Origin of the sequence: Roseiconus nitratireducens (assembly GCF_008629675.1) — a bacterium.
GTDB lineage: Bacteria > Planctomycetota > Planctomycetia > Pirellulales > Pirellulaceae > Stieleria > Stieleria nitratireducens.
Window position 1 is genome coordinate 219,086 of the sequence record NZ_VWOX01000006.1, and the last position, 14,557, is coordinate 233,642.

Consider the following 14,557-nt stretch of genomic DNA (forward strand, 5'->3'; position numbering starts at 1 on the left):
GACGATAATTCTGCGACTCCTCCTCCCATCAAACGTCTCCAGACAGAGAGCATCATGGATCGCCGAAACTTTTTGGCCGGGTCCGCTTTGGCGGCCACCTTCACCGCTACGGCCGCCAATGCATTCGCGGTGCAAGGCGACAAAAAACGACGGGTCGGGCTGATCGGCTGCGGCTGGTATGGCAAGTGCGATTTGTTGCAACTGATGAACATCGAACCGGTCGAAGTCGTTTCTTTGTGCGACGTCGATTCGAAGATGCTCGATGAATGTGCGGACCTGATCGCTTCACGTCAAAACTCCAAACAGCGACCTCGCACTTACGCGTCTTACGTCGACATGCTGGCGGAAAAAGATCTGGACATCGTCCTGGTCGATACGCCGGACCACTGGCACGCCTTGCCGATGATCGCGGCGCTGGAATCGGGCGCGGACGTCTGGGTTCAAAAACCGACCGGCGTCGACGTCCTGGAAAGCAAAGCGATGCTGGACGCCGCCCGGCGGACCAACCGAGTCGTCCAAGTCGGCACGCAACGTCGCAGCACGCCACACTTGATCGAGGCCAAGCAACGCGTCGTCGACGCTGGATTGCTGGGCGACGTCGCTCACGCGGACGTCTGCTGCTACTACCACATGCGTGCCAAGGCCAATCCGCCGGACACCAACCCGCCGCCAAACCTGGACTACGAAGCCTGGACGGGCCCGGCCCCCATGCGTCCCTACAACGAACTGGTGCACCCGCGTTCCTGGCGAGCGTTCATGGAGTACGGCAATGGCATTGTCGGCGACATGTGCGTTCACATGCTGGACATGGTCCGCTGGCAACTCGGGCTGGGTTGGCCAAAACGCATCAGCAGCAATGGCGGCATTTATGTCGATCCCAATTCAAAGGCCAATATCACCGACACGCAATCGGCCAGCTTCGAATTCGATGAAATGAACGTCGATTGGATCCACCGGACGTGGGGCTCGTCCCCCGATCCGGACTATCCCTGGGCCGGGATCATCTACGGTGACAAGGGCACGCTGAAGATGGACGTGCACAAGTACGAATTCATCCCGCTACGCGGCGGCGAAAAGCTGTCGGGCAAGGCCGTCATCGAAACCGACCAGTACCCAACCGACGTGACCGACCAGCGCGATTGGCGATTGGAGCTGCATGTCGCGTCGGCAATTCGTGGGCACATGCGAGATTTCTTGAACGCGATTGACAACCGGTCCAAGCCGGTTGCCGATATCGAACAGGGCCACATCTCCAGCGCCTCCTGCATCATGGCCAACGTGTCCATGGACTTGGGCCGAACGCTGGAATTCGATCCGGAAACGCACACGGTGGTCGGAGACGAGGAAGCGACCGAGTCGCTCAAACGCCCCTACCGCAAACCGTACGTGCATCCCAGCGAATCCACCGCCTGAGTCGCACCGGTGCGGCACGTCTGCGCCAGCCAGGCAACGGAGACGCGGTGACACGATTCGCCCAGCAAAGGCGGAAACCGTGAAGCTGGAAACACCGCAACCAGGTTCAGGCGGGCAAGCGGGCCCGCTGGACGCGATGGTTGTTGCTGTCCAGAACGTGCATGCGGTTATGCGAGTCGATCACCATGCCCCAGGGCTGGTACAGTTGACCGACTTCAAAGCCGGCTGATCCCCAGACGGCGATCGGTGTTCCATCGGCCGCCAGTCGTTGCACGCGCTGATTTCCATATTCGCACACCAGCAGGCTGCGATCCTGAGCGATTGCCAAATCGTAGGGGTAGTGGAATTCTCCCGGCAGCGACCCTTCACTGCCCCAGACGTCGATGAATTCTGGCGTGCCGTTGGACAAATCGAATCGCTGGATGCGGTGATTGCAGGCGTCAGCAATCCACAGCACGTTGTCGTCGACCATCAAGCTTTGTGGCCGCAAAAACTCTTTCTTCTCGCGGCCGGTGCCTCCCCATTGCAGCATGAACCGGCCGTCGGGATCGAATTTTTGGATCCGGTCGGAATCTCCGTATTCGCCGATGTAGTAACAGCCTTCGTGATCGCAGACGGCGTCGGTGACAAACGCGAATTCACCGGGATGCCGGCCCGCGGTCCCACCGATTTCGTGGTCCTCCAACCGTTCCCCGTCCAACGTGTAGACCAGCATTCGGTAGTAATGGGTGTCCGCGACCAACAACAGATCGTCATCGGGGCGTTCGGACTTCCGGATCGCCAATCCCGTGGGACGGCCGTTTTTCGTTTGTGGGGTTCGCCATTGCCGCAGCCAATGACCGTCGCGATCGAACACCTGGATGCGGCCCGTCGTGTCGACGATGTACAACTGGTCGCGGCGATCGATCGTGATGGCCCGCGGCTTTAGAAACCGTCCTTCGCTCTGTCCTCGGCGTCCCCACACCAGTTCGACTTCGCCGGCTGCCCCCAGCGAAATGCATCCGGGGACCGATCCCGTCACGACGGCCAGGGCGGCGGAACCGCGCAGGAAATTCCGGCGACTGGAGCCGATTGCCGACCGATCAGCGGCCGTTGACTTGGAAAGCGACGTTGGACGAACTGTCGCGGAGCGGGGACGAAACTTCAAGGGCGGGCCTGAGGCGGCGGAGCGAAGAAAGCAGCAGAGCGAGCGGGGTTCCCGCTTCGTCCGGTTGTGGAATTATTTTGACCATTCCTAAAATGAGCCGCAACAGATCCGCACGTCACCGCCATAATAGACCGTCGGTTTTTATGACTCAGATTTTGGACCTTCGCGACACCGACGATCCGCGAGACATTGTACACCGAACCGTTCAGGCACTGACCGAGGGTCAGGTCGTGGGCCTTCCCACCGACACGGTGTACGGGCTGGCGGCACACGCCTTGAATGCGTCCGCCGTCGAGAAAATAGTGGAAATCAAGGGGCGAGGAGACGCCCCAATGGCGATTTCGGTTCGAAGTCGGCAGGCGGCAGAAGATTTTTTTTGCGAATCGTCGCCCATCGTGCGGCGTTTGAGTCACCGATGTTGGCCCGGACCGTTGACCCTGGTAACCCCCTGTGAGCATCCCCATTCGGCCGTCGGGCAGTTGCCGCAGACGGTGCGGCAACGGATCGTCGGGCCGGGAGGTGGGATCGGATTCCGGGTGGTCGAAAACCGAATATTACAGGCAATTCACCGATTCATGGCCGCACCCCTCGTCCTCACCAGTGCGAATCTGTCCGGCCAGCCGGCTCAATCGACCGCCGAAGGGGTGGCCGCCCAACTGTCCGACCGACTGCCATTACTCTTGAACGACGGCCCGACACGTTATGGTGGGGCATCAACGGTTGTGCGGGTCGTCGGCAATCGTTGGGAGATTTTGCGTGAAGGAGTCATCGAACGGGCCGCCATGAATCAATTTGTCAAACCGGTGATCGTGATGGTGTGCACCGGCAACACCTGCCGAAGCCCGATGGCGGAAACCTTGATGCGCGAGATGCTGCGTCAAAAACTTGGCCGCGAAGACGCCGTGCGCGTGCTGTCGGCCGGCGTGGCCGCATCGACCGGGCAATGCGCCAGTCAGCAATCGATTGAGGTCATGGGCGAACGGCGACTGGACCTGACCGGCCACGCCAGCCAGCCGCTGGGTGACGAAATCATGAATGTTGCCGATCTGGTGCTGACGATGACCCGCTCTCACCGGGCGGCGATTCTGGCGGCTTGGCCGGAGATGCAGGATCGGGTGTTCACGCTGCGGTTGGACGGGGGAGACATTTCGGATCCCATCGGCATGCCGGTCGACGCCTACCGGCAGTGCGCCGCTCAAATGGAGAAGGAGTTGCAGCAATGGTTGGAACGTCTGGATGATCAGTTTTTTCCTCAATCATCTGACGGAGATGAGGAGTCTGCGTGATGCAAATTTGTATCGGAAGTGACCACCGCGGAGTGCACATCAAGTCGCGCTTGATTCAAGCCCTGCAAGCGAAGTCATTCGAAGTGATCGACGAAGGGACGCACGGCGACGCATCGGTCGACTATCCCGATTTTGCCGAAGCGGTCGCGCGTCGCGTCAGCGAAGGCAAAGCGGATCGCGGCATCTTGATTTGCGGGACCGGTATCGGCATGGCCATCACCGCCAATAAGTTTTCAGGCGTTCGCGCTGCGGCCTGTTACGACGAAGTGATGGTCGAAATGAGCCGACGTCACAACAACGTCAATATTCTGTGCCTGCCCGGAGACTTGATCGGCGAACGTTCGATCGATGAATTGGTTTTGATGTGGCTGCAGACGGAGTTTGACGGCGGACGCCACGCCGACCGGATTGAAAAGATCGAACGGATCGAAAAACGGCACGCTTCGGCGTCGCCAACCGAAGTCGAAAACAGTGCGGCGACGGTGGATCATTCGGCCCCATGATCGCGTCCTGGTCCGACCTGATCGGCAACCCCCAACTAAAAACCTGGTTTCAATCCGCCATCACGCAACGTCGTTTTGGAGGCAGCTTCCTGCTGGTGGGGCCTCCCGGTGTCGGCAAGCGGAGCGTCGCCACGTTGCTGGCCAAAACGCTGCTGTGCACCGAGCATCCCCCGGAACGGATGGATCCGTGCGGCCGGTGCGAAGCCTGTGTTCAGGTCCAGGCAGAAACCCATCCGGATGTCATTCGTGTCCGAAAGCCGGCCGACAAAACCGTGATCCCGATCGACCTGCTGATCGGGCGACCCGATGTTCGGATGCAAGAAGGCTTTTGTCGCGATGTGCGACTGAGCCCGTATTGCGGAAAGCGAAAAATCGCGATCATGGAAGACGCCGACTATCTGAACGAAGAAGGCGCCAATTGTTTGCTCAAGACGCTGGAGGAGCCGCCGTCGGATGCGGTGATCCTGCTGGTGGGAACCAGCGAGCAGAAGCAGCTCCCCACCATTCGCTCGCGCTGCCAGGTGATCCGCTTCGCGCCGCTTTCGGAAGCGGATGCGGCACAGCTGATCGGCCAGGTGCACCAGGTCGATGCCAGTCCGAAAGAGATCGCCGACGCGGTCGAAGTGGCCGCCGGCGACATTTCCGTCGCGCTGCGTCTGCTGAGCGAGGAAAGTCGCAGCTTCCGATCGGCGTTGGTGGGTGCACTGGGACAGCCCTACCCGGATCCGATCGCGATCCGCCGAATCGTCAACACGCGGGTGGACGAAGCCGGAAAAGACGCGCCCAAGAAACGGGCAATCCTGCGGGACGTTTTCTCGATTTCCGTTCAACACTACCGCAAGTTGATGCGCGACGAAGCATTCGAATCGGCGGCCCGGCCGATCACCCTGGCGCGGCTGGACCGCAGCATCCGAGCCGTTCGTGAACTGGACCGAATGGCGAATGTGTCGACCCTGATCGACTGCTTCGCCGCGGACATTGCGACCGGGCAAACCGGCGATCGTGGCGAAATCGGATCCTGACGACTTCGAATCGTGCGACCGATCTCAGGCCCGGCCGCTCTGCATGCCCGCCGGACCAAGCGAACACCGGGACCGTGCGTCTTCAGACAATGGCCTGATAGAGTCCCATCTAAAACTGATGGCCTTTCTGCGGACCGTCTTGAGTCAACGTCAAGATCTCCGGTCCTTCCTCGGTCATCAACACGGTGTGTTCGAATTGGGCTGACGGACGACCGTCTTTGGTGCGGACCGTCCAACCATCGGCTTTGTCGCAGCGGGCGTACCGGGTGCCGGCATTGATCATCGGTTCAACCGTGAAGCACATCCCGGGATACAGACGGTCAATCCGACTCTGGCGATTGGGGAAGTGGGGAATCGACGGATCCAGATGGAATTGACGTCCCAGGCCGTGTCCTACGTATTCCCGCACCACGGAGAACCCGCGGCGGTGAGCCTCCGGAACAATCGTTTCCCCAATCTTGGAAACGGTGCAACCGGGTGTCAGGGCGTCGATGGCCAGGTGCATGCAGTCGAAGGCACACTGCGTGACCGCACGACGCTCCTCGGAAACGTCTCCGATCAAAAACGTTTCGCTTTGGTCGCCATGCCATCCATCGACGACCGTGGTAATGTCGATGTTGACGATGTCGCCTTCCTGCAGAATCTCGTCCTTGGGAATGCCGTGACAGATCACCTCGTTCAGACTGGTGCAGCAGCTCTTGGGGTAATTCTGGTAGCCAAGGGTCGCCGGCTTGTGCCCGTGATCCATGGTCCACTGAAAGACCATTTCGTCGATCTTTTCCGTGGCCATCCCGGCGTGCACGTGGGGGCGGATAAAATCCATCAGGGCCGCGTTGACCTGTCCGGCACGTCGCATGGCCGCCTGCTGGCGACTATTGAGGATCAATTTCTTTTGCTTCTGCAGCATTTCGGTCAAGGTGATTCAAAGTCCGGCGGGGAAGCCGCCAAGGTGCGGTGAACAATCATCGAGGTCATGGAAACGCCAGTGCCGATCGCGGTTGCAGCCACCGGGGGTGCCCGTTCCATGACGCGTCCAATTCTAGCCGTTGCCGCGGCGGATGGTGACACCTGGCCGGCCGCCGCCACATTGTCGGACGCCCGCCAATCCGGGCAACTACAATGTCGGCGGATCCACTGTATCCCAGGTCGCCTGCCACCCAGCTTCTGTGTACCCGTTCCTGTCTGGCAGGGCCTGCCGCGGTCGCCGGACGGCGGAAAGACGCGCGTGGCGATCCCAGCGACACGTCTTCAGACCAAGCAGTTTCAGACAAAGCACAGACCAGGTTCGGCACATGGCCGCAGTGGAGGCACCGCGCGTTGGCCCTTACCGTTAAAAAAAGGAGCAAGTTCCACCGCGCCAATCCGCTGGCCTCGAACCGCGATCGGGGCGCTTCCGACGTCGCTTATCGTAGCAATTTGCCAGTTGGGATCGTAGAACGGAATCTTCGGGCCGGAAAGTTTTTTGCTTCCATGGACGAATCTTCCTCCCGACGGCAAGAGTGGGGTCGAAGGAGACGAATATGCCGGTGATCCGTGTTTGGGGGGCCGCTCAGGGGAAATCGCCCCGGTCGCACGGTTCGCAAAACGGGCGGGCTAGATTTGAAAGGGGTAAATCCGTTCCGGCGGCAGAAACCCTCCGCGTTCAAAGGGGTTATAGCCTATAGAGAACTGCCGCTTTTTGCGTCCAAAAGACGCGGCCGATCGCCCACTCGGCGATCGACTATTTTGGGGGCGGTTTCTTGTCTGCTGAAAAAACCTCGTTCCTTTACCGCATCACACCGCTCGAGTCGTCGCGACTGTCCAATAATGCGTTTTCCTTATCAATCACTGTTTGGTTCGGCGCCCCGCCACACCGCCTACGGCAAAGTCACCCAGGTGACTTCGGTGCGGACCTCCGGCATCGGTTCCAGGCGGTCGATCACCGGCTTCCTGGTGCTGCTGATGTTGGGGACTTGTCCGGTCCTTTTCGCGCAAGAATCGACTCCGGAGACGGCTGCGGACGCCACCCCGGCTGCTGAGGCACCCGCTGCTGAGGCACCGGCTGCTGAGGCGCCCGCTGACGATCCCCTGCCGGCCGATTCCGAGTCTTCGGCTTCGGAAACGCGTGAGGGCGACGCCCCGCAGGCTGGCGATGCCACGTCCAACCAGCCGATCGGTGAGGCTCGCGGCGAGGATGTGACGCCGGACGAAGCGGCGCGAATCCTGTTGGACGAGCTGGATCGCCCGAACGAGGAAATGTTGCGGTTCAACTTCACCGGTGCCAGTTGGAAAGACGTCCTGGACTGGCTGGCAACCGAGGGCGATTTGTCGCTGCAAATCGACCGCTATCCGACCGGCTCCATTTCGTTCGTCGACCGGACGCGGTTGTATTCGGTCAGCGAGGCCTTGGACCTGCTCAACCGGCTGCTGCTTGATCGCGGGTACGCCCTGGTGCGCCGCGGCCGAATGCTGTTCCTGGTGGATTTGGAGGTCGAGAACGCGGATAAGTTGATCAGCGAATTGGCCGAACTGGTGATGCCTGAGGATTTGGAGTATCGCAGCAAGAGCGACATCGTGACGTCGGTCTTTCCGCTCGGCAGCATGACTCCCGATGAAGCCAAGGAACAACTGCCCCAACTGGTCGGGCCTTGGGGACGCGTGGTCGTGCTGGACAGCGCGCGGCAAGCCAAGGTCACCGAGCGGGCTGAGAAACTGTTGGCAATCCGCGAGGTCATCCAGCAATCGGCCCAGCAAGTTCACGAGATCAAATTGCAATACCGCGGTGCCGAAGAATTGCTGCAGACCGCCCGTCCGCTCCTGGGCCTGGAAGCCGGCGAAAACTCCAACGACGACATCCGCATCTCGATCGGCCTTTACGGCGACCGGATTTATGCCACGGGGCTGCCATCGAAAATCAGCATCCTTGAGAACCTGGTTTCCAAGGCGGATCAACCGTTGGAAAGTTCCGGCGATACCGACGAAACGGAAGTCGTGCGCCCGATCTTCCAATCCCACAACGTTCGCGTCGCCGACCCGGCCACGGTGTTCGAAGTCTTGCAAACCTTGTTGCAGGACGAGCCGGGCACGCGCGTTGCGATCGATCCTTCCACCAATGCGATCATCGCTTTGGCGACACCGACCGTTCATCAACAGATCGACGAAGTGATCAACAAGATGGAAGGATCCGGCGAGAACTTTGAGGTATTCCAACTCAAACGGATCGACCCGGCTCAGGCCCTCCTGACGATCAACAAGTACTTTGGCGTGACCGAGGAGAATCCCACGGGGCCGATCGTTGACGGGGATCCCAACACCGGAAAGCTGTGGGTCCGGGGCTCTTCCGACGAGATCACTCAAATCAAACGACTGTTGGATGAATTGGACGGCTCCAGCGCGACGGGCGTGCTGAGCGGCAAGGTCCGCACGTTGCCGATCAGCGGGAAACAGGCTGACGATGTGCTGCGACAACTGCAGTTGTTCTGGCGAATGACGGGCCGCGAAAACGCGATCCGTGTCGTCACTCCGGGCGGAGAAATGCAGAACAACGGGATTCGTGAACGGCGCATCTACCGTGAACCGAGTCGCGGCGAAACCGAATCCGAACCGGAAAGCGTTCCCACCGGCGCCGGCGACCTGGACGCCTCGCGTTATCAGCCCCGCAAGGATTACTACCTGACGCAAGCTCCCGTGCCGACGGCCGCGGAAGCCGAGGCAACGACGGACCCGACGGCCGCGACCGCCGCATCACGCGACATCCTGATCCAAGTCACGCCCGGCGGTTTGCGGATCGCGTCGGATGACACCGAAGCGTTGGACGAACTTGAAGATCTGCTTTCGCAACTGGCCGGTCCGTCGACGACCCAAGACGAATTGCCCACGATTTTTTGGCTGAAGTACATCAAGGCCGACGTGGCGGCGGACCTGATTGCCAGCGTCCTCGGCGGCATCGAATCCGGCGGCTCGTTGACCGACACGCTGACCGAAGGTTTCGGCGGCGGCATGCTGGGTGGACTGATGGGACTGGCTGGCGGTGGCGGCGGTGGCGATAGCTCGTCGGCCAAGTCGATCCTGACGACGACCGGTTCGGTCAACATCGTTCCGGACCTGCGTCTGAACGCCTTGTTCGTTCAAGCCAATGCCATCGATCTGCAACTGATCGAGATGGTGTTGGAGAAGATTGACCGCGAGGAGAGCCCGGAAAACATCGAATTGACATCCACTCCGCGAATGATCCCCGTGCTCCATCAAGATGCCGCGGCCGTTGCCAAGGTCGTCAAGGAAGTGTTTGCCGATCGGATGGCGCAGGCCGAGCAGAACCAAGGTGGCGGCGGACGTGGCGGCCAGCCTTCTCCGCAAGAGTTCATCGCCGCCCTCCGCGGCGGCGGACGTGGCGGACGTGGCGGCGGCGGCAACGACGGGGCCAAAAGCGAACGGACCAAAATCACGGTCTCGGTCGACACACAAAGCAATTCCTTGGTCGTCTCGGCACCGCCGCAAGACTTTGAAGACATCCGCCTGCTGGTCGAGGCACTGGACGAAGGCGGCAAGGTCAATGAAGTGACGACGATGGTGGTTCCGATCCCGGGAACCGTCAATGCGAATTCGATGTTCCAAGCGTTGGAAGCCGTGTTAGGAAAGAAAGCAGAAACCAAGAGCGATTCCAGTTCCAATTCCAATTCCGAAGACCGTGGGCGAGGTTCGGGCAACGAAAACGCATCCGACGCGGCTGACGAATTCCGGCGTCGGATCGAGGCCTTCCGGGCCATGCGCGGCGGCGGCGGACCTCCCGGCGGAGGCGACGGGCCTCCCGGTGGCTTTGGCGGCGGGCGTCCCGGCGGATTCGGTGGCTTTCCTGGTGGCGGTCGCGGCGGACAGCGCGGCGGCGGGCGGGGACGCTAGCCGATCGCTCAACCGCGACGCGGCTGGAATAGAAGCTGACGCGCCATGACGACGCGACTCGGCCTTCAGGACCGCATCACAGGGCTCCGTCCATAAGCCCTGTTCGTGAGGTCGTGTTCGTGAAGGCCCTGGCGGTGAGCTTCGTCCACGGGATCCGCTACATTGGAAAACCGCATTCCCCATTTTGAAACGCTGGTAGAGAAACCATGATCATGCACGCCGGAGAAATCCTTCGCCGACGAGGGTTGCTGAGTGATCAGCAGTTGGCCGATAGTCGCGAGACCGATTCGTCCAGCGTGGTTCAAGCCGCCATCGAAAAAGGCTTCATCGACGAACGCGAGGCCCTTGAGGCGCTGGCGGAAGAGGTTGGCCTGGAATTCGTCGACCTGCGTGAGACCGAGGTCGATTTGGCGGCCCTGGAAGGGTTTCCGCAACGCTTGATCTATCGCCAGTCCCTGTTCCCGATCCGGTTTCAAGACGGTTCGATTGTCGTCGCGACACCGGATCCGCTGGACCTGTATCCCCTGGACGAGGCCAGTGCGGCGACCGGCAAGAACATCATCCCGGTCGTCGCCCAGCGCGGCGAGATCGCCCGGCTGATGAAACGCCACCTGGGCGTGGGGAGTGAAACCGTCGAAGGGTTGATGGCTGCGGCCAGCGATGACAGCGACGAACTGGAGTTGCTGGAGGAACTGGAAACCGATGGCAGCGAACTGAGCGAGATGGCTCAGGAGGCTTCGGTCGTCCGACTGGTCAACGAAATCCTCCTGGAAGCGATCGAGGTGCGGGCCAGCGACATTCACATCGAATCCCAGGCACACGGATTGGAAGTCCGTTACCGAATCGACGGCATCCTGCATCGCCAACCGACGCCGCCCGAAATCAATCGCTTTCAAGCTGCGATCATCAGCCGTTTGAAAATCATGGCAAGGTTAAACATTGCCGAAAAGCGATTGCCCCAAGACGGCCGGATCAAGCTTCGGGTTCATGGTCGCGAAGTGGATATCCGGTTGAGTGTCATCCCGATGATCCACGGCGAGGGCCTGGTGATGCGGGTGCTGGACAAGTCGGCGATGGTGTTCGACCTGCAAAAGCTGGGAATGTCCCCCGACATCTATCGGACCTTCAGCCAGCTGATCGAACTGCCGCACGGAATCATTCTGGTCACCGGCCCGACCGGTAGTGGTAAGACGACGACGCTTTACAGCAGCCTGTTGCAGATCCGCAGCGAGGCCACCAAGATCATCACCACGGAAGATCCCGTCGAATACCAATTGGATGGGATCAACCAGATTCAGGTCCACTCCAAAATCGGATTCACGTTCGCCGCGTCGCTTCGCAGTATTCTGCGGCATGACCCGGACATCGTGCTGGTCGGGGAAATTCGTGACTTGGAAACCGCCGAAAACGCGATCCAAGCATCACTGACCGGCCACCTGGTCTTCAGCACGTTGCACACCAACGATGCCTCCGGAGCCTTTACCCGGTTGGGTGACATGGGGGTCGAACCCTTCCTGGTCGCGGGAACCGTTGAAGGCGTGATGGCCCAACGACTGCTGAGAAAGCTGTGTCCCCACTGCAAGGAAGCGTACGTTCCGGGCGATGACGACGTCCCCAAGGATTTTCCCTGGGACCGTACCGGCAAGGACATGAAGTGGTATCGGCCCGTTGGCTGTCGCGAGTGTCGCAACTTGGGTTACGCCGGGCGGATGGGTATCTACGAATTGCTGGTCACCAACGACCGCATCCGCGAATTGGCCCAGGAACGCGCCAGCAGCTGGGACATCCGCAAGGCCGCCGTGGAAACCGGGATGAGAACGCTGCGGATGGATGCTTGGGACAAAGTGATCGCCGGAATGACCAGCGTGGACGAAGTGCTTCGAGTCACCAAGGGAGAGGCATTGTAGGCCGCCGGTGAAGTCGACATCGCGGTCGTGCCCCGCCGAAGTCTTGCGTCTTCGGCGGCGTGATCGCCCGCTGACTCCATCGCCCCACCCGTTCTACCGCCAAGCCGAGCATTATGCCGACCTTTGCATACACCGCCCGTGACATGTCGGGCAAGATTGTTACCGGATCAATTGAAGCGGCCAACGAGCGTGAGGTCGCCGCGATCCTCAGCGAAAAGTCGCTGTTCCCCTCCAAGGTCGCCGCGTCCTCTTCCTCCGGAACGCGATCATTGTTCGGAGGCCGGAAATCGGTGAGCGGCCAGATCATGGCGACCTTTTACGGCCAACTGGCTTCCCTGTTGCGCAGCGGGGTGCCCATGATGCGTTCGCTGACGGTGCTGGGCGATCAGGCAACCAACCCGGTGCTCGGGGAAATCGTCAAAGAGATCCGGGGACGCGTCGAAGACGGGGAACCAATCGGAAACGCGATGGCGCGCTATCCGGGCGTGTTTTCCGACATGGCCGTCAACATGGTGCGTGCCGGAACCGAGGGCGGCTTCCTGGAGGACGCCTTGGAACGCGTCAGCACATTCACCGAGCTGCAGGAAGATCTGAAAGGGCGAACGATCAGCGCTTTGGCCTACCCGGTCTTTTTGTTTTCCGTCGGCTCGCTGGTGATCAGCGGGTTGCTGGTGTTCTTCGTTCCGAAATTCGATGTGATGTTCGAGCGGTTGCGTCAGAAAGGCGAAATGCCCGCGTACACCGAAGCTCTGCTCAGCTTCAGCACCATCCTGCAAAGCTATGGCTGGCTGCTGTTGTTGATCGCGGCGATCGTCGCGGTGGTCCTCAAGGTTCAACTGTCCAGCGACAAGGGCAAGCAAGTGCTGGACAAGATCAAGCTGCGGATCCCCGTCCTGGGCGATATCCTGATGAACCTTGCCGTGGCCCGGTTCTGTCGCGTTCTGGGAACGCTGCTTGGCAACGGCGTGCCGATCCTGCGGTCGCTGGAAATCAGCCGATCGGCCGCCGCCAATCGGCTGCTCAGTCAGTCGATCGCGGATGCCACCGACAACATCCGCGGCGGTGAATCCCTTGCCCAGCCGTTGCGCACCTCGGGATACTTTCCACCTTCGGTCGTGGAAATGATCAGCGTCGGCGAAGAGAGTAATTCGCTGGAAAAGGTTTTGCCCGAGATCGCGGACTCGCTGGAGAAACGTACGTTTCGACGACTGGACCTGTTTGTCCGACTGCTCGAGCCGATGATGTTGCTGGTGATGGCGTTCCTGGTGCTGGCCGTCGTGCTTGCACTGCTCGTTCCCGTTCTCAAAAGCAGCACAAGCCTGTAGTGACGTCGCCGGCCGCGGTGTTGTGGCCGCAGCCAAACGGCGCCCGGCACGGTAGAATGTTCGCCAACCCCAAAGGCGAATTCATGCCAAAATCCGTGCCCAACCAACCGCTCGACAACCTGGATCAGTGGGAAGACGACCTGCTGCGTCGCTACCCCGAAGGTTCATCGGCGCTGCGAGAAAGTCAAAAGTCGGCGACGGAGTTCCGTAACTACGAATCCGACACCCGACCGGGCGTGCGGGAGTTCTATCGGCTGAACCATCGTTTTCAAACGCACGCGTTTGTGACTGAAAAGCGTCGTGAGTACCTTTCGCTTCAGAAGCGTACGATGGGGATTTGGGAGGCGATGGAGTTCCTGAACACGCTGGTCGATGAGAGTGATCCCGACACCGATCTGTCTCAGATCGAGCACTTGATGCAAACCGCCGAGTCGATTCGTGCTGATGGACACCCACGGTGGTTCATCCTCACCGGATTGATTCACGACCTGGGAAAGATTCTCTGCCTATTCGGCGAACCCCAATGGGCAGTGGTTGGAGACACCTTTCCGGTCGGCTGCGCTTTCTCCGACAAGGTCGTTCTGCACGAGTTTTTCGACGACAACCCCGATCGCACCGATCCGCGGTTCAGCACACACCTGGGGATCTACGCGGCGGGGGCGGGTTTGGACAACGTGTTGATGTCATGGGGCCACGATGAATACCTTTATCACGTGGTCAAAAGCTTTCTTCCGGAAGAAGCCCTGTACATGATCCGTTATCATTCGTTCTATGCGGCCCACCGGGAAGGAGCTTACGACGAATTGATGAATGACCACGATCGAGCGATGTTCGCCTGGGTCCGCAAATTCAATCCCTATGACCTGTACACCAAAGGCCACCAACGTCCCGACGTCGACCGTTTGCGGCCGTACTACGAAGAACTGATTGCCGAGTTCTTTCCCACCGAACTGCGCTGGTGAGCTTAACTTGACAGAGCCACTTTCAATCAAAAGAAGCGTGATTTGCCGTGCAATGAGCGGCAAGGCGCTAGCCGCCGGTCGATGCGAGAACATCCGCGGCTAGCGCCACGCGGC

At 60.2% G+C, this 14,557-nt stretch carries 10 protein-coding genes; 8 read left to right on the forward strand and 2 right to left on the reverse strand.

What is annotated here, in order from left to right:
• Window positions 1-54: 54 nt before the first annotated feature.
• Complete coding sequence (locus FYK55_RS12610; RefSeq protein ID WP_150076780.1) at window positions 55-1,413, forward strand: Gfo/Idh/MocA family protein; 1,359 nt, start codon at window positions 55-57, stop codon at window positions 1,411-1,413.
• Between the two features lie 106 nt (window positions 1,414-1,519).
• On the opposite strand, the gene FYK55_RS12615 is transcribed toward FYK55_RS12610, so the two are convergent.
• Window positions 1,520-2,560, reverse strand: coding sequence for a twin-arginine translocation signal domain-containing protein (locus FYK55_RS12615; RefSeq protein WP_235908646.1), 1,041 nt, complete (start codon window positions 2,558-2,560; stop codon window positions 1,520-1,522).
• A gap of 143 nt (window positions 2,561-2,703) precedes the next feature.
• Between FYK55_RS12615 and FYK55_RS12620 the strand changes: the two genes are divergently transcribed.
• From FYK55_RS12620 to FYK55_RS12630, 3 genes are read left to right on the forward strand one after another with little or no spacing between them, the layout of a single operon-like run.
• Window positions 2,704-3,846, forward strand: coding sequence for a Sua5/YciO/YrdC/YwlC family protein (locus FYK55_RS12620; RefSeq protein WP_150076781.1), 1,143 nt, complete (start codon window positions 2,704-2,706; stop codon window positions 3,844-3,846).
• Window positions 3,846-4,349, forward strand: a complete 504-nt coding sequence (gene rpiB, locus FYK55_RS12625) for a ribose 5-phosphate isomerase B (RefSeq protein ID WP_150076782.1) — start codon at window positions 3,846-3,848, stop codon at window positions 4,347-4,349. Before FYK55_RS12620 ends, rpiB begins: the two co-directional genes overlap by 1 nt.
• Window positions 4,346-5,371: a DNA polymerase III subunit gene (locus FYK55_RS12630; RefSeq protein WP_150076783.1), complete on the forward strand. Its 1,026-nt coding sequence runs from the start codon at window positions 4,346-4,348 to the stop codon at window positions 5,369-5,371. The genes rpiB and FYK55_RS12630 overlap by 4 nt, the downstream gene beginning before the upstream one ends.
• A 109-nt stretch (window positions 5,372-5,480) precedes the next feature.
• On the opposite strand, the gene map is transcribed toward FYK55_RS12630, so the two are convergent.
• Complete coding sequence (map, locus tag FYK55_RS12635; RefSeq protein ID WP_150076784.1) at window positions 5,481-6,278, reverse strand: type I methionyl aminopeptidase; 798 nt, start codon at window positions 6,276-6,278, stop codon at window positions 5,481-5,483.
• 899 nt (window positions 6,279-7,177) lie between these two features.
• Here map and FYK55_RS12640 point away from each other — a divergent pair.
• The 4 genes from FYK55_RS12640 (at window position 7,178) to FYK55_RS12655 (ending at window position 14,443) form a co-directional block, all read left to right on the forward strand.
• A complete protein-coding gene (locus FYK55_RS12640) occupies window positions 7,178-10,249 on the forward strand; it encodes a secretin N-terminal domain-containing protein (protein WP_150076785.1) in 3,072 nt (1,023 codons plus the stop codon).
• 206 nt (window positions 10,250-10,455) lie between these two features.
• Window positions 10,456-12,156: a GspE/PulE family protein gene (locus tag FYK55_RS12645; RefSeq protein WP_150076786.1), complete on the forward strand. Its 1,701-nt coding sequence runs from the start codon at window positions 10,456-10,458 to the stop codon at window positions 12,154-12,156.
• A 113-nt stretch (window positions 12,157-12,269) separates the two neighbouring features.
• On the forward strand, window positions 12,270-13,481 hold the full coding sequence (locus FYK55_RS12650; RefSeq protein ID WP_150076787.1) for a type II secretion system F family protein: 1,212 nt from the start codon (window positions 12,270-12,272) through the stop codon (window positions 13,479-13,481).
• An 83-nt stretch (window positions 13,482-13,564) separates the two neighbouring features.
• Entirely contained in the window at window positions 13,565-14,443 is an 879-nt protein-coding gene (locus FYK55_RS12655) for an inositol oxygenase family protein (protein ID WP_150076788.1), read from the forward strand.
• Window positions 14,444-14,557: the final 114 nt, after the last annotated feature.

Bases quoted from the DNA above. Each gene is read 5' to 3' on its own strand.
- FYK55_RS12610 (WP_150076780.1), top strand. From the start codon at position 55: ATGGATCGCCGAAACTTTTTGGCCGGGTCCGCTTTGGCGGCCACCTTC.
- FYK55_RS12620 (WP_150076781.1), top strand. From the start codon at position 2,704: ATGACTCAGATTTTGGACCTTCGCGACACCGACGATCCGCGAGACATT.
- rpiB (WP_150076782.1), top strand. From the start codon at position 3,846: ATGCAAATTTGTATCGGAAGTGACCACCGCGGAGTGCACATCAAGTCG.
- FYK55_RS12630 (WP_150076783.1), top strand. From the start codon at position 4,346: ATGATCGCGTCCTGGTCCGACCTGATCGGCAACCCCCAACTAAAAACC.
- map (WP_150076784.1), bottom strand. From the start codon at position 6,278: ATGCTGCAGAAGCAAAAGAAATTGATCCTCAATAGTCGCCAGCAGGCG.
- FYK55_RS12640 (WP_150076785.1), top strand. From the start codon at position 7,178: ATGCGTTTTCCTTATCAATCACTGTTTGGTTCGGCGCCCCGCCACACC.
- FYK55_RS12645 (WP_150076786.1), top strand. From the start codon at position 10,456: ATGATCATGCACGCCGGAGAAATCCTTCGCCGACGAGGGTTGCTGAGT.
- FYK55_RS12650 (WP_150076787.1), top strand. From the start codon at position 12,270: ATGCCGACCTTTGCATACACCGCCCGTGACATGTCGGGCAAGATTGTT.
- FYK55_RS12655 (WP_150076788.1), top strand. From the start codon at position 13,565: ATGCCAAAATCCGTGCCCAACCAACCGCTCGACAACCTGGATCAGTGG.